This is a genomic window from Kribbella sp. NPDC026611 (assembly GCF_040638345.1).
GTDB lineage: Bacteria > Actinomycetota > Actinomycetes > Propionibacteriales > Kribbellaceae > Kribbella.
Window position 1 is genome coordinate 676,143 of sequence record NZ_JBEZYC010000001.1, and the last position, 15,095, is coordinate 691,237.

Annotated in this window: 16 protein-coding genes; all 16 read left to right on the plus strand. The window is 67.7% G+C overall.

Features of this window, described 5'->3' with window-relative positions:
* Positions 1 to 6 precede the first annotated feature (6 nt).
* The 16 genes from AB0E69_RS03405 to AB0E69_RS03480 all read left to right on the plus strand — a co-directional run bounded on the left by AB0E69_RS03405 (position 7) and on the right by AB0E69_RS03480 (position 15,038).
* Positions 7 to 411 carry a RidA family protein gene (locus tag AB0E69_RS03405; RefSeq protein ID WP_360138803.1) on the plus strand — a complete coding sequence of 135 codons (405 nt, stop codon included), beginning with the start codon at positions 7 to 9 and terminating at the stop codon, positions 409 to 411.
* Positions 412 to 492: 81 nt separating this feature from the next.
* Positions 493 to 1,305, plus strand: a complete 813-nt coding sequence (locus tag AB0E69_RS03410) for an IclR family transcriptional regulator (RefSeq protein ID WP_360138806.1) — start codon at positions 493 to 495, stop codon at positions 1,303 to 1,305.
* A complete protein-coding gene (locus tag AB0E69_RS03415; RefSeq protein ID WP_360138809.1) occupies positions 1,305 to 2,492 on the plus strand; it encodes an MFS transporter in 1,188 nt (395 codons plus the stop codon). Before AB0E69_RS03410 ends, AB0E69_RS03415 begins: the two co-directional genes overlap by 1 nt.
* A 193-nt stretch (positions 2,493 to 2,685) precedes the next feature.
* Positions 2,686 to 3,273 (plus strand): 50S ribosomal protein L10, encoded by a 588-nt coding sequence (gene rplJ / locus AB0E69_RS03420; protein WP_360138812.1) that lies wholly within the window; start codon positions 2,686 to 2,688, stop codon positions 3,271 to 3,273.
* A 63-nt stretch (positions 3,274 to 3,336) separates the two neighbouring features.
* A complete protein-coding gene (rplL, locus tag AB0E69_RS03425) occupies positions 3,337 to 3,726 on the plus strand; it encodes a 50S ribosomal protein L7/L12 (protein ID WP_360138815.1) in 390 nt (129 codons plus the stop codon).
* Between the two features lie 386 nt (positions 3,727 to 4,112).
* Positions 4,113 to 5,060, plus strand: coding sequence for an ABC transporter ATP-binding protein (locus AB0E69_RS03430; RefSeq protein ID WP_360138818.1), 948 nt, complete (start codon positions 4,113 to 4,115; stop codon positions 5,058 to 5,060).
* On the plus strand, positions 5,057 to 5,830 hold the full coding sequence (locus AB0E69_RS03435; protein ID WP_137258634.1) for an ABC transporter permease: 774 nt from the start codon (positions 5,057 to 5,059) through the stop codon (positions 5,828 to 5,830). The genes AB0E69_RS03430 and AB0E69_RS03435 overlap by 4 nt, the downstream gene beginning before the upstream one ends.
* A gap of 13 nt (positions 5,831 to 5,843) precedes the next feature.
* Positions 5,844 to 6,662 (plus strand): ABC transporter permease, encoded by an 819-nt coding sequence (locus AB0E69_RS03440; protein WP_360140384.1) that lies wholly within the window; start codon positions 5,844 to 5,846, stop codon positions 6,660 to 6,662.
* Positions 6,662 to 7,990: an MCE family protein gene (locus AB0E69_RS03445; protein ID WP_360138821.1), complete on the plus strand. Its 1,329-nt coding sequence runs from the start codon at positions 6,662 to 6,664 to the stop codon at positions 7,988 to 7,990. The genes AB0E69_RS03440 and AB0E69_RS03445 overlap by 1 nt, the downstream gene beginning before the upstream one ends.
* On the plus strand, positions 7,987 to 9,018 hold the full coding sequence (locus AB0E69_RS03450; protein ID WP_360138824.1) for an MCE family protein: 1,032 nt from the start codon (positions 7,987 to 7,989) through the stop codon (positions 9,016 to 9,018). Before AB0E69_RS03445 ends, AB0E69_RS03450 begins: the two co-directional genes overlap by 4 nt.
* 160 nt (positions 9,019 to 9,178) lie before the next feature.
* A complete protein-coding gene (locus AB0E69_RS03455; RefSeq protein WP_360138827.1) occupies positions 9,179 to 10,189 on the plus strand; it encodes an MCE family protein in 1,011 nt (336 codons plus the stop codon).
* Complete coding sequence (locus AB0E69_RS03460; protein ID WP_360138830.1) at positions 10,189 to 11,376, plus strand: MCE family protein; 1,188 nt, start codon at positions 10,189 to 10,191, stop codon at positions 11,374 to 11,376. Before AB0E69_RS03455 ends, AB0E69_RS03460 begins: the two co-directional genes overlap by 1 nt.
* Positions 11,373 to 12,596, plus strand: coding sequence for an MCE family protein (locus tag AB0E69_RS03465; RefSeq protein ID WP_360138832.1), 1,224 nt, complete (start codon positions 11,373 to 11,375; stop codon positions 12,594 to 12,596). The genes AB0E69_RS03460 and AB0E69_RS03465 overlap by 4 nt, the downstream gene beginning before the upstream one ends.
* Entirely contained in the window at positions 12,593 to 13,885 is a 1,293-nt protein-coding gene (locus AB0E69_RS03470) for an MlaD family protein (RefSeq protein ID WP_360138835.1), read from the plus strand. The genes AB0E69_RS03465 and AB0E69_RS03470 overlap by 4 nt, the downstream gene beginning before the upstream one ends.
* On the plus strand, positions 13,882 to 14,373 hold the full coding sequence (locus AB0E69_RS03475; protein WP_360138838.1) for a hypothetical protein: 492 nt from the start codon (positions 13,882 to 13,884) through the stop codon (positions 14,371 to 14,373). Before AB0E69_RS03470 ends, AB0E69_RS03475 begins: the two co-directional genes overlap by 4 nt.
* On the plus strand, positions 14,373 to 15,038 hold the full coding sequence (locus tag AB0E69_RS03480) for a hypothetical protein (RefSeq protein WP_360138841.1): 666 nt from the start codon (positions 14,373 to 14,375) through the stop codon (positions 15,036 to 15,038). Before AB0E69_RS03475 ends, AB0E69_RS03480 begins: the two co-directional genes overlap by 1 nt.
* The last annotated feature ends 57 nt before the right edge of the window (positions 15,039 to 15,095 follow it).

The window sequence follows — 15,095 nt, forward strand, 5'->3', positions numbered from 1 at the left end:
GACCTGATGTCCGACAAGACCGCTGTCTCCACCCCCGACGCGCCCGCTCCGCTGCCGGTGTTCTCGCAGGGCGTTCGCAAGGGCAACATCCTGCAGGTGTCCGGCCAGGGCTCGGTCGACCCGGCGACCGGTGAGTTCGTCAACGTCGGCGACGTGAAGGCGCAGACCACCCGGGTGCTGCAGAACATCGAGGCGATCCTGAAGGCCGGCGGCGCGAGCATGGACGACGTGGTGATGCTGCGCGTCTACCTGACCACGCGCGACGACTTCGCCCCGATGAACGAGGCGTACGCCGAGTTCGTGACCGAGCGCACCCCGAGCGGTGTACTGCCGTCGCGGACCACCGTCTTCACCGGTCTGCCGCTGCCGGACATGCTGGTCGAGATCGACGCGCTCGCCGTCATCGGCTGACCCGGCCGAAGCCCGGACCGAAGGTGGTCCGGGCTTTGATATGCCTCAGCGCTTTCCCGTACAGCGGGATAACCTCTCACCATGCAGGAACAAGGCCGAGGGACGGTCCAGTCGATCGACCGGGCGGTGGCGATCCTGCGCTGCTTCGACGCCCGTACGCCGGACCTCGGGATCAGCGACCTGGCCCGGGCGACCGGGCTGTCGACGAGCACCGTGCACCGCCTGCTGCTGGCGATGCAGGAGAACGGCCTGGTCCGGCAGACGGCCCACCGGCGGTACGCGATCGGTCCGCTGGTCGTGCAGCTCGCACACAGCGGTGGGATCCCGGCCGGACTCTGGGACGCTGCTCTGCCGGTGCTCCGTGCCCTCCGCGACGACACAGGGGAGACCGCGGCGGTGCACGAGCTGCTGCCGTCCGGCCAGCGCGCCGTCCTCGACCAGGTCGAGAGCCACCACCAGCTGCGGCGTACCTACACGGAGTTCGGCATACCGGTCGCGTTGCCGCTGGGTGCGCCGGGGAAGGCGTTGCTGGCGTTCCTGCCGTTCGAGCAGCAGCAAGAGGTGCTGAAGAGTCCGCTGGAGCAGGTGCTGCCGGCGACCATCACTGACCCGGACGTGCTGGCCGCTCAGTTCGCGGAGATCCGCCGGCGGGGTTTTGCGCTGTCCCTGACCGAGCGGACGCCGGGGATCCACAGCGTCGCGGCACCGGTGTTCGGCTACTCGGGTCAGGTTGCCGGATGTCTCAGCGTGTCGGGTCCGGAGCAGCGGATGCCGATCGAGCGGATGGAGGAATTCGGGATGAGGGTCGCTGCTGGTGCCTGGATGGTGTCGGAGCTCCTGGGGGCCACCCTGGCCGGCCGGGACCGCAGTACGGCGCTGGCCGGCGGCCGGTGATGTCCCAAGCCCGGAGCCTGCTGAGGATCGCCCCTGCGATCTACCTGCCCGCCCTGCTCTACGGAATCGGCCAGGGCGCCATTGCGCCAGTGGTCGCGCTGTCCGCGACCCACCTCGGTGCCTCCGTTGCGGCGGCTGGCCTCGTCGTTGCTGCAGCCGGACTGGGCCAGGTGATCGGTGACATCCCCGCTGGTGCACTGACGAACCGCATCGGTGAGCGCCACGCGATGCTGGGCGCTACCGGACTGGTATCAGCCGCGCTGGCGGCCTGCCTGCTCGTCACCAACGTCTGGGGCCTCGCTATCGCCATCGGCTGCACCGGACTGGCCGGTGCGGTGTGGGGCCTGGCCCGGCAGGCCTACCTGAGCGAGGCAGTGCCGCTCGAGCTGCGTGCTCGGGCGCTGTCGACGCTGGGCGGTGTCCAGCGCATCGGCTCCTTCATCGGCCCGTTCCTCGGTGCCGGTGCGATGAAGTTCCTGGGTACCGACGGCGCCTACTGGGTGCACCTGGTCGCCGCGCTGCTGGCGTGTGGCGTCCTGCTGAGCCTGCCGGACGTCGAAGGCCGCACGCGCGGCAGCCGCCCGGTGGCCGCCGAGTCGACCTGGGGCGTCATCCGCGAACACTTCCCGGTACTGCGAACCCTCGGCGTCGGAGCGCTCCTCGTCGGCGCGGTGCGGGCGTCGCGGCAGGTCGTCGTACCCCTGTGGGCCCTGCACATCGGTCTGGACGCGCAGACGACCAGCATCATCTTCGGACTGTCCGGTGCGGTCGACATGCTGCTGTTCTATCCAGCCGGGTCTGTCATGGACCGCCTGGGCCGCAAGTGGGTCGCAGTACCGTCCATGCTGGTGCTGGGCCTCGCACATCTCCTGCTCCCGCTCACGCATACGACAGCCACGCTGACCGCGGTCGCACTCCTGATGGGAATCGGCAACGGCCTCGGCGCGGGCGTGATCATGACACTTGGCGCTGACGCGTCGCCACCGGTCGGCAGAGCCCAGTTCCTTGGCGCCTTCCGGCTCTTCGCGGACACTGGCAACGGCGCCGGTCCACTACTGCTGGCCGGTGCGACCGCGCTGCTCGGCCTCGGGCCGGCGATAGTGGTGATGGCCGCCACCGGCTGGGCTGCGGCGACCGCCATGCACCGCTGGATCCCCCCGCATCCACAACCGATTTTGCCGGAGTGAGTTCAGCGTCTACTCTGGAGCTTGCCGAAGACCGCTGGTTGCTGCCCTAGGTAGCTGAAGGTCCCACTCAGGTGGGCGGCCCGCGCAGGTGACTTGGATAGTGAAGTGTGTCTGTTCACGCCCTTGCCACTTGCGCAGGGGCGTTTTTCTTTGTCCGGGGGTCTAGGCGTGGAAGCCGAATGAAGGAGATCCCATGGCGAGGCCGGACAAGGCAGCCGCTGTTGCCGAGCTGACGGACGAGTTCCGTAGCTCGAACGGCGCCGTGCTGACCGAGTACCGCGGTCTCACCGTCGCACAGCTCAAGCAGTTGCGAGTTGCGCTCGGTGACGACGTGAACTACGCCGTGGTGAAGAACACGCTGACCAAGATCGCGGCCAAGGACGCAGGTGTCGACTCGTTCGACGCGCTGCTCGAAGGCCCCTCGGCAATCGCCTTCATCAAGGGCGACCCGGTGGTTGCGGCCAAGGGTCTGCGGGACTTCGCCAAGGCGAACCCCCTGCTCGTCATCAAGGGTGGAGTGCTGGAAGGCAAGGCACTCGGCTCGGACGAGATCACCAAGCTCGCTGACCTGGAGTCGCGTGAGGTCCTCCTCGCGAAGCTCGCAGGTGCGATGAAGGCGGCGCCGCAGCAAGCGGTGTCCCTCTTCGCTGCTCCGCTGTCGCAGGCTGCCCGCCTGTTCGCGGCGTTGCAGGACAAGCTGCAGGCAGAGGGTGGCGCCCCGGCGCCGGCCGACGCACCTGCCGAGGCGAGCAACGAGGAGCCGGTCGCAGCCGACAGCTGAGGCCGTCTCACGCAACACCCTGTCAGTGATCACGAAGTACCACCGTTAGGAAGGACCGCCACCATGGCGAAGCTGTCCACCGAGGAGCTGCTCGGTCAGTTCAAGGATCTGACCCTGCTCGAGCTCTCGGAGTTCGTTAAGGCGTTCGAGGAGGAGTTCGGCGTCACCGCCGCCGCCCCGGTCGCCATTGCCGCTCCGGGTGCCCCGGCTGCCGGCGCCCCGGCCGAAGAGGCCGCGGAGCAGGACGAGTTCGACGTCGTTCTGGAGAGCGCCGGCGACAAGAAGATCCAGGTCATCAAGGAGGTGCGCGGTCTCACCAGCCTTGGGCTGAAGGAGGCCAAGGACCTCGTCGAGGCGGCCCCGAAGGCCGTCCTCGAGAAGGTCGACAAGGCGTCCGCGGAGAAGGCCAAGGAGGCCCTCGAGGGCGCCGGCGCCACCGTCACCCTGAAGTGACCTAGGAGGGCGTCCGGAAACTCCCCGCCTACTGCGCGGCACTCGGCACGGCACCTCGCCGCACGGGTGCAAAGGGCAAGATGCTCCGCATCTAACCCTTCGCCCCCGCACGCCGATGCACCGCACCGAGCACCTGCTCGCTACGGCGCGGAGTTCCCGGACACCCTCGGTTACGTTCCGTCAAAGGACGTAACGAATGTGTAGAGAAGGGCGGTCCTCGCAAGGGGACCGCCCTTCTCGCATTTGCAGATGGTTAGGATCGCAATCGCTTGACAGCCAGGGGTTACGAAAAAACGTACTCGTGCGTAACCTAGGCCACTGCTCCCTCGTTGGACCGGCGTAATCATCGGTTCGGGGCAGCCGTACAGATCCCGTGAGGAGGACCGGTGGGCGTAGAAGTCCGCGTCGAGGGTCTCACCAAGTCCTTCGGTAGCCAGCTGATCTGGGGCGACGTCTCCCTGACCCTGCCGGCCGGTGAGATCTGCGTCATGCTCGGCCCGTCCGGCACCGGGAAGTCCGTGTTCCTGAAGACGCTGATCGGGCTGCTCAAGCCCGACAAGGGGCATGTCTGGATCGAAGGCACCGACATCGCCACCTGCAGCGAGCGCGAGCTCTACGACATCCGCCGGCTGTTCGGCGTGCTGTTCCAGGACGGCGCGATGTTCGGCTCGATGAACCTCTACGACAACGTCGCGTTCCCGCTCCGCGAGCACACCAAGAAGTCCGAGTCCGACATCCGCGCCATCGTGATGGAGAAGATGGAGATGGTCGGCCTGGTCGGTGCCGAGCGCAAGCTTCCCGGCGAGATCTCCGGCGGGATGCGGAAACGCGCCGGCCTGGCCCGGGCGCTGGTCCTGGACCCCGAGATCCTGCTCGTCGACGAGCCGGACTCCGGTCTGGACCCGGTCCGTACGTCGTTCCTCAACCAGGTGATGATCGACCTCAACGAGGCGTTCAGCCCGACCTTCCTGATCGTCACCCACGACGTGAACACCGCGCGCACGGTCCCGGACAACATCGGCATGCTGTACCACCGGCACCTGGCCATGTTCGGTCCGCGGGAGATGCTGCTGTCCAGCGAGGAGCCGGTCGTCCGGCAGTTCCTGAACGCGCAGATGGTCGGCCCGATCGGCATGTCCGAGGAGAAGGACGCCGAGGAGCTCGCCGCCGAGGCCGGCCAGGAGCTGCCGCCGCTGCCGCCGATCCCGATCCAGCAGCTGCCCAGCAGCGGCATGCTCCGGCCGACCCAGCGCGAGCCGGGCGCCTGGTGCCGGGAGAACGGCGTCACCCCGCCGCCGGGATCCTTCGAGTCGAACGTGGTGGGCGCCAGGTGACAGTGTCTGCAACCGCCCCGCTGAAGCACGCAGGATCGCTGTTCGCCTTCGCACTCGACACCGGCCGAGCCACCTTCCGCCGGCCGTTCCAGGTGAAGGAGTTCCTCCAGCAGGCCTGGTTCGTGGCGAGCGTGACGATCATCCCGACCGCGCTGGTCGCGATCCCGTTCGGCGCGGTGATCGCGCTGCAGGTCGGCGGCCTGATCAAGCAGTTCGGTGCGCAGGCGTTCACCGGGTCGGCCGCGGTGCTGGCCGTGGTCCGGGAGGCGTCGCCGATCGCGACCGCGCTGCTGATCGCCGGCGCCGGCGGGTCCGCGATCTGCGCCGACCTCGGTTCGCGGAAGATCCGCGAGGAGCTCGACGCGATGATGGTGCTCGGGATCGACCCGATTCAGCGCCTCGTCGTACCGCGGGTGCTCGCGACGATGCTGGTGGCGTTCTTCCTGAACGGCTTCGTCAGCGTGGTCGGCGTGATGGGCGGTTACGTCTTCAACGTCGTCCTCCAGGACGGCACTCCGGGCAGTTACATCGCGAGCTTCACCGCGCTCGCCCATCTCCCGGACCTCTGGCAGGGTCAGGCGAAGGCGCTGGTGTTCGGCTTCATCGCGGCGGTCGTCGCGGCGTACAAGGGCGTCAACGCGGGCGGCGGTCCGAAGGGCGTCGGCGACGCCGTGAACCAGTCCGTGGTGATCACGTTCATGCTGCTGTTCGTCGCGAACTTCTCGATGACCGCGATCTACTTCCAGCTCGTCCCGCCGAAGGGGGCGTGACGTGTCGGCCCTGATGGACACCCTGGTCAAGAAGCCGCTGAACTCGCTCGACCACCTCGGCGAGCAGCTCGCGTTCTACATCAAGGCGCTGGCCTGGTCCGGCAAGTCGCTGACCCGGTACCGCAAGGAGATCCTCCGGCTGCTGGCCGAGGTGACGCTCGGCACCGGCGCGCTCGCGGTGATCGGCGGCACCGTCGGCGTGATCACGTTCCTGGCCTTCTTCACCGGCACCGAGGTCGGCCTGCAGGGCTACTCGGCGCTGAACCAGATCGGTACGTCGGCCTTCGCCGGCTTCGTCAGCGCGTACATCAACACCCGCGAGATCGGCCCGCTGATCGCCGGTATCGCGCTGGCCGCGACCGTCGGCTGCGGCTTCACCGCACAGCTCGGCGCGATGCGGATCAGCGAGGAGATCGACGCCCTCGAGGTGATGGCGATCCCGTCGCTGCCGTTCCTGGTCACCACCCGGATCATCGCCGGCCTGGTCGCGGTCGTCCCGCTGTACGTCGTCGGCCTGCTCTCGTCGTACTTCGCCACCCGCCTGACCGTCACCACCTTCTACGGCCAGAGCACCGGCACGTACGACCACTACTTCCACCTGTTCCTGCCGCCCGGAGACGTGCTCTGGTCGTTCGGCAAGGTGCTGGTGTTCTCGGTCCTGGTGATCCTCGTGCACTGCTACCACGGCTACCACGCGACCGGTGGTCCCGCGGGCGTGGGCGTCGCGGTCGGTCGCGCCGTTCGGACGTCGATCGTCGTCATCAACGTCGTCGACCTGCTGCTGTCGATGGCCATCTGGGGTACGACGACCACGGTGAGGCTGGCCGGGTGATGACCAGACTCATCTCGCACAAGATCCTCGGCGTCGCCTTCATCGGCGTGCTGTGCTTCCTCCTCTGGCTGACCTACGCGTTCTACGCGAAGGTCTTCACCAAGACCGTCGACGTCGAGCTGAAGACCAGCCACATCGGCCTGCAGCTCAACGACCATGCGGACGTGAAGCTGCGCGGGATCATCGTCGGCGAGGTCCGCGGGGTCTCCACCGACGGCGACGAGGCGACCGTCAAGCTCTCGCTGAAGCCCGACCAGGTCGACGAGATCTCCAGCGCGGTCAGCGCCCGGATCCTGCCGAAGACGCTGTTCGGCGAGAAGTACGTCGCGCTGGTGCCGCCGGTCGGTGCCGAAGGCCGCCACATCAAAGCCGGCGACGTGATCAGCCGGGACAAGACCGCGGTCGGCATCGAGATCGAGAAGGTGCTGAACGACGCGCTCCCGCTGCTCCAGGCGGTCGACCCGGCCGACCTGAACGCGACCCTGAACACGCTGGCCACCGCGCTCGAGGGCCGCGGCGCCGAGATCGCCGGCACCCTGACCCAGCTCGACGGGTACCTGAAGAAGCTGAACCCGAGCGTCCCGAAGCTGATGGATGCGCTCGCCAAGCTCACCCAGGTCGCCAACCTGTACGGCGATGCCACGCCCGACCTCGTCCGCGCGCTGCGCAACCTGACCATCACCGGCAACACCGTGGTGGAGAAACAGGTCCAGCTGCAGAAGTTCTTCGTCGACGTGCAGACCCTCTCCACCACCGGGAACTCGTTCCTGAAGGAGAACGAGGACCGCGTGATCCGGCTCGGTGAGGTCAGCCGGCCGGTCCTCGACCTGCTCGAGAGGTACTCGCCCGAGGTGCCGTGCTTCCTGCAGGTGATGGCCGAGACCGCCCCGATCCTGAACGACACGTTCCGCGACGGCCGGCTGAACATCAACCTCGAGCTGATCACCAACCAGCCGACGCCGTACCAGCCGAACGAGCTCCCGGTGTACAAGGACCACCGCGGCCCGACCTGCGTCGGCCGGAACTACAGCCACCCGGGTTCGAAGCCGGGCCCGTACACGCAGCAGAACCCGGCGCCGTACATCACCGGTGACGACGGCGTGATCGGCGACCACAACAAGAACCAGCGCTTCCCGATCAACCTGCAGCTGAACCGCGCGATGCCTGGGTTCGCCATGGACACCCAGGGCGTCGGTACGCCGGCCGAGCAGAAGGTGATCGACTCCGTCGTCGGCCCGGAGATGGGTGTCGCGCCCGGCGACGTACCGGACCTGACCACGCTGATGGTCGGGCCTCTCCTCCGGGGAGGCCAGGTGAACCTGAAATGAGCTTCTTCGACCGGAAGACCACGTTCGACACCGTTCGGCTGGCGATCTTCGTCGTGGTGACGACGGTCGCGACCGCGCTGCTCGCGGTGACGATCGGGAACATCACGTTCAACTCGACCACGAAGTACCGCGCGGTGTTCACCGACGCGGTCGGGCTGAACCAGGGCGACGACATCCGGATCGCCGGCGTGAAGGTCGGGCAGGTCGACAAGATCGCGCTCTACCAGGACAAGTACGCGCTGGTGACGTTCAGCGTCGACTCGGACCAGGTCGTCGACACCTCGACGCACGCCACGCTCCGGTACCGCAACCTGGTCGGCAACCGGTACGTCGCGCTTACCGACGGCGTCGGCGGTGGCCAGCGGCTGAAGAAGAACGGCCTGATCCCGAAGGAGCGGACCACGCCCGCGCTGGACCTGTCCGTGCTGTTCAACGGGTTCAAGCCGCTGTTCACCGCGCTCACCCCGGCGGACGTGAATCAGTTCGCGTTCGAGGTGATCAAGGTCCTGCAGGGCGAGGGCGGCACGATCGAGTCGCTGCTCGCCAAGACCGCGTCGCTGACCACCACGCTGGCCGATGCCGACCAGGTGATCGGTGACCTGATCACGAACCTGACGTCGACGCTGCAGATCGTCTCGCAGCGGCAGGCGAACTTCTCCCAGCTGCTCGTCAACCTGCAGCAGTTCATCACCGGCCTGAGCAAGGACGTCACCCCGATCCTGAACTCGCTCGGCTCGATCAACTCGCTGAACACCAAGACCGCCGGCCTGTTGCAGCAGACCCGGGTGCCGCTGAAGGCCGACCTGGACAAGCTGCGCGCGGTCGCCAGCACGCTCGACGACACCCAGGCGATCTGGGTGAAGACCCTGCAGAACATGCCGGAGAAGCTGAACACGATGACGAGGACCGCGACGTACGGCTCCTGGTTCAACTTCTACCTGTGCAACTTCGACGGCAACGTCACACTCCCGACGGGCACCCGCGTCCCCGTCGCGTACGACCTGAACTCGGCGAGGTGCCAAAAGTGACCCCCCTCGACTGTTCGGCACGCATCTCCGGCGCCCAGGCGGGCACCTCGCTGCGTTGTCGTCGGCGCACGATGAAACCCGCATCGAGCACCTCCTCCGCCTTGCGATGCACCCACCTGGACACCGGAGCTGCGCACCAACAGCCGAGGGGGGCCACTTCGTGAAGCCGTTCCGGGAGCAGAATCAGGTGACGATCGGCGTGATCGGGCTGACCGTGATCGGGCTGATCATGCTGGCCGCGTTCAAGGCCCAGGACCTGCCGCTGATCGGCGGCGGGACGAAGTACTCCGCCCAGTTCTCCGAGGCCGGCGGGCTGAAGCCGAACGACGAGATCCGGGTCGCCGGTGTCCGGGTCGGGCAGGTCCGCAAGGTGGAGCTCGAGGGCACCCACGTCCGGGTCGACTTCGTGGTCGACAAGGGCGTGAAGCTCGGCGACCAGACCGGCGCGGAGATGAAGATCAAGACGCTGCTCGGGCAGAAGTACCTGAAGCTGGACCCGGCCGGCTCCGGCAAGCTCAAGCCCGGTTCCGAGATCCCGCTGGCGCGCACGATCTCGGCGTACGACGTGGTCGACGCGTTCAGCGATCTGGCCAACACGACCGACCGGATCAACACCGCGCAGCTCGCCAAGGCCCTGGACACGCTGTCGGCCACGTTCCAGAACACGCCCGAGGAGGTCCGGGCCTCGCTGACCGGCCTGTCCCGGCTGTCCCGGAACGTTGCCAAGCGCGACGAACAGCTCAAATTGTTGCTCCAGCACTCCAATGTCGTCACCAAGGTCCTTGCCGACCGCAACCAAGAGCTGATCAAGCTGATGAAGGACGGCAACACCGTCTTCCAGGCCGTGCAGGCCAGGCGGGCGCTGATCCACCAGCTGCTGGTGTCGACGCAGAAGCTGGCCGCGCAGATCACCGCGCTGGTCCGGGAGAACCGCAAGGACCTCGGCCCGACGCTGACCAAGGTGAACGCAGTCCTCGCCGTCCTGCTGAAGAACCAGAACGACCTGGACGCGAGCATCCGCGGGCTGGCGCCGTTCGTCCGCGTCTTCACCAACACGCTCGGCACCGGGCCGTGGTTCGACACCTACGTGCAGAACCTGGTGCCGGTCCCGGAGATCCCGCTGCCGAACGTGCTGCCGTCCGGCCTGCCGCCGATCCTGGGAGGTCGCTGATGCGGGTCAACGCGCTCTCCCGGCTGATCGCGATCGGTGTCGTGGTGGTGATCCTCGCCGTCAGCGTGGTCACGCTGTGGCCGAAGCCCGAGCGGGTGACGGCGACGGCGTACTTCCCACGGGCGGTGTCGGTGTACCCGGGCTCCGACGTGCGGATCCTCGGGATCAAGGTCGGAGAGGTCGAGAGTGTGACCCCGGCCGGGCGGACCGTGCGGGTGAAGTTCTGGTGGGAGGCCAAGCACAAGGTGCCGGCCACCGCCAAGGCCGTGATCGCCGCGCCGTCGATCGTCGCGGACCGGTACCTCCAGCTCACCCCGGCGTACTCCACCGGTGACGTGATGGCGAACGGCGCCGAGATCCCGCTCGACCGGACCGCCGTACCGCTGGAGCTGGACCAGATCTACCAGAGCCTGAACGATCTGTCCGTCGCGCTCGGTCCGAAGGGCGCGAACGACCAGGGCGCGCTGTCGCGGCTGCTCGACGTCTCGGCGAAGAACCTGAACGGGCAGGGCGCGAAGCTGAACCAGACCATCACCGACGTCTCCAAACTCACCAGCACGCTGTCGGGCAACTCGTCCGCGCTGTTCAACACGATCCGGCAGCTACAGACGTTCGTGTCCGCGCTGGCCGCGAACGACGGCCTGGTCCGGCAGTTCAACACCAACCTCGCGGGCGTCTCGACGACGCTGGCGGGGGAGCGACAGGACCTGGCTGCCGCGCTGTCGCTGCTGGCGACCGCGCTCGGCGAGGTCGCGACGTTCGTAAAAGACAACCGGACGCTGGTGAAGAGCACGGTCTCCAGCGCCAGCGAGCTGTCCGGGATCCTGGTGAAGGAGAAGGCCGCGATCGCCGAGGTGCTGGACACCGCGCCGCTCGGCCTCGGCAACCTGGCCCGGATCTACAACCCGCAGTTCGGCACGCTCGACCAGCGCATCAACCTGGCCCAGCTCGACGACCCGGCCACGTTCGTCTGCTCGCTGCTGCTGCAGGCCAACCAGTCGATGAAGCTGTGCTCGGCCCTCAAGCCGGTCCTCGACGCCGTCGCCAAGCTGCCGCTGCTGAGCTCGCTGACCGGCAACGCCCCGGCGAGCGGCGGCCCGGCCGGTACCCCGTGGGCGCCGACGCCGAAGGCCCCGCTGAACAGCCCCGACCCGGTGGATCCGACGCTCGGGGGGCTGGTCAGATGAAGACCCGAATCGTCGCCGGAGCGCTCGCGCTGGCCATGCTGCTGACCGGGTGCGACTTCAGCGTCTACTCGCTGCCGCTGCCCGGTGGCGCGAAGATCAAGGGACCGTCGTACACCGTCACCGTCGAGTTCGCCGACGTCCTCGACCTGGTGCCGAAGTCGTCGGTGAAGGTCGACGACGTCACCGTCGGCACGGTCCAGAAGGTTTGGCTCGACGGGTACGTCGCCAAGGTCAGGATCAAGCTGCCGCAGAGCCTTGAGCTGCCGGACAACGAGCACGCGACGATCCGGCAGACCAGCCTGCTCGGCGAGAAGTTCGTGTCGCTGACCGGGCCGGCCGGGTCCGAGCAGCCGCGCGGCAAGCTCACCAACGGCGAGGTCATCCCGCTGTCCCGGACCACCAGCAACGTCGAGGTCGAAGAGGTCCTGTCGGCGCTGTCGCTGCTGCTCAACGGTGGTGGCGTGGCCCAGCTGCAGATCATCACCCAGGAGCTGAACAAGGCCCTGACCGGGAACGAGCCGGCCATCCGGAGCGTGCTCACCCAGCTGAACGTCTTCGTCGGCACCCTGGACCAGAACAAGCAGCGGATCATCACCGCGATCACCGCGGTGGACAAGCTCGCCAAGCAGCTCAACGCGCAGAAGGCGACGCTGGCGACGGCGATCGACTCGCTGCCGAAGTCGATCAAGACCCTCGACCAGCAGCGGGCCGCGCTGGTCAAGACGCTGCAGGCCCTGGCGACGCTGGGCAGCACGGCGACCCGGGTGATCACCTCGGCGCAGAAGGACCTGGTGGCCAACCTGCAGTCGCTGTACCCGATCCTGACCAACCTGGCCAAGGCCGGGGCGAACCTGCCGAAGTCGCTCGAGCTGCTGCTCACCTACCCGTTCCCGGACAACGCGGCGAAGGCCGCGAAGGGCGACTACACCAACCTGGGGATCACCCTCGACGTGAACACGCAGAAGGCACTCCAGGGCATCATCGGGCTCAACCTGCCGACGATCGGCCCGACCGCGCTGCCGACCGGGCGGATCAGCCTCCCGGTGCACCTCCCGACCGGCCGGTCCACCGGCGGCACCCTGCCGTCCCTGCCGGTCCCGACCGGTACGGCGACGAGCTGCATCACGCTGCTCGGTCTGCCGGTGTGTACGCCGACGCTGAACCGCTCCGGGTTCGACCCCGCACTCGCCAAGGTGCTGATGCCGGGGGTGGCCAAGTGATCACCAGAGCGGTCCGGATCCAGCTGATGGTGTTCCTGCTGATCACCGTCGTCGGGGTGGCCTTCGTCGGCGCGAAGTACGCGCAGGTCGACAAGCTGATCATCGACGACGACTACACCGTCAGCGCCAGCTTCGCCGAGTCCGGCGGCATCTTCTCCGGCGCCGAGGTGACGTACCGCGGCCAGCCGGTCGGCCGGGTCGGTCAGCTCAAGCTGCTCTCCGACGGCGTCGACGTGAACCTGGACATCGACAAGAAGTTCAAGATCCCGAACGACCTGCTCGCGGTGGTCGCGAACCGCTCGGCGATCGGCGAGCAGTACGTCGACCTGCAGCCGCGCCGCGACGGAGCGCCGTACCTGCAGGACCACTCGACAATCGCCCGGGAAAATACTGCTGTACCTATAGACACCACCGAGCTGCTGCTGAACCTGGACCAGCTGGTGAACTCGGTCGACAAGGACAGCCTGCGGACCACGGTCCGGGAGCTCGGCGCGGCGCTCAAGGGCAAGGGCACCGACCTGCAGAAGATCATCGACAGCTCCGGCAAGCTGATCGACGACGCGGACGCGAACGTGCTGCAGACGATCAAGCTGATCAACGACGGCGACACCGTGCTCGCCACCCAGGTGGCCAGCGGCGACGCGATCAAGACCTGGGCGAAGAACCTCGCGCTGCTGTCCGACACCCTGGTCAGCTCGGACACGAACCTGCGCCAGGTGATCGACCAGGGCTCGCTCGCCTCGACCCAGCTGACCGGCCTGATCCAGGACAACCGCGCGGACATCGCGGTGCTGCTCGGTAACCTGCTGACGATGAGCCAACTGACCGCGGTCCGGCTGGACGCCGTCGAGCAGCTGCTGGTGGTGTACCCGGCGGTGTCGATGGGCGGGTACGTCGTACCGGCCAAGGACCCGGGCACCGGGCACTACGACGCGCACTTCGGCCTGGTCCTCGGGATCAGCCCGCCCGCATGCCGGCCCGGGTACGGCGGGACGAACAAGCGGGTCCCGCAGGACACCTCGAACACCAAGGCCAACGTCAACGCGAGCTGTACGGCGAGCCCGTCGACCGGGATCAACGTCCGCGGCTCGCAGAACAAGCCGACCCCGACCTCGCGCGCGGACCTGAACCGGACCGGCTACGGGATCGGGTACGACCCGGCCACCGGCCAGGCGGGCGGGAGCGGCGGCATGCCGTCGATGATCCTCGGCTCGACCGGCGGTCAGCAGGAGCTGCTCGGCAGCGACTCGTGGAAGGCGCTTATCCTCGGACCGGTGACCAGCAAGTGACTCTTCGGAACGGCCGGCTGGTGCTGGCCTGGGCGCTCAGCGTGCTGCTCGTGGTGGCGCTGGCCGGCCTCACCCTGTCCGTGGTCGCGCTGCGCAAGCAGGACGCCACCGCCGCGCAGCGCGAGGGTGCGCTGAAGGCGGGCCGGCAGCTGGCGCTGGACTTCACGACGTACGACTACCAGACCTGGGACGCGGACTCGAAGCGCGTGGTCGACGACTCGACCGGGCAGTTCAAGCAGGAGTTCCAGGCCGGGATGAACGCGGTGAAGACCGACGTGGTGGCGAACAAGGCGACCTCGAAGGGTGACGTGATGGAGGCCGCGGTGGTCTCGAACGACAAGGACTCGGCCCAGGTGCTGGTGATCGTGAACGCGGTGATCACCAACACCGCCTCGACCGACGGGGTCGAGCGCCGCTACCGGATCAAGCTGGACATGGTCAAGGAAAACGACCACTGGCTGACCGCCGACCTGCAGACGGTGGGCTGATGAGCGACCGCCGCAGCCGCCCGCGCATCGCCGGCCAGCGCCGTACCGCCACCCCGGAGGCGCCGAAGACCCCGGAAGCCGCGGCCGCCGAGACCAGGCCAGATGTGACCCCAGCCACACCAGAGGCTCCTGAGACTCCTGAGGAACCCACGTCGTACGGCGTTACACCTACGCAGAGTGACCGAAATCTGAGCACTGTCCTCTCCGTCGTACTCGCGGTCGTCGTGGTGCTCACGTTGACGGTGACGGCGGTGCTGGGGGTCAAGGCGTGGCACGGGAAGCAGGCCGAGGATGCTCGGGACCAGGCGGCCGCCGCCGGGCGGAAGGCGGCCGAGACCGCGCTCAGCTACGACTACCGTGACCTGGACAAAAGCTTCGCTGCGGCGCGGGCGACGATGACGCCGGACTTCGCCGCCAAGTTCAACGACACCGCCAAGGTGGCCGGCGAGCTGGCGACCAAGACCAAGGCCACGGTGAAGGCCGACGTCCGCGAGGTCGGGGTCCGCGACGGCGACGCGAACCGGGTCACGCTGATCATCTTCGTGAACCAGACGACCACCAGCACGATCACGCAGGGTAAACCCCGGGTGGATCAGAACCGGACCCGATTCACGATGGTCCGAAACGGCCACCAATGGCTGGTCCAGGAGATCGCCGGACTGTAACCTCTAGGTGACTCCGCACCAGAGGGACGCCGGATGTCTCGCAGGTGATCTACCTGC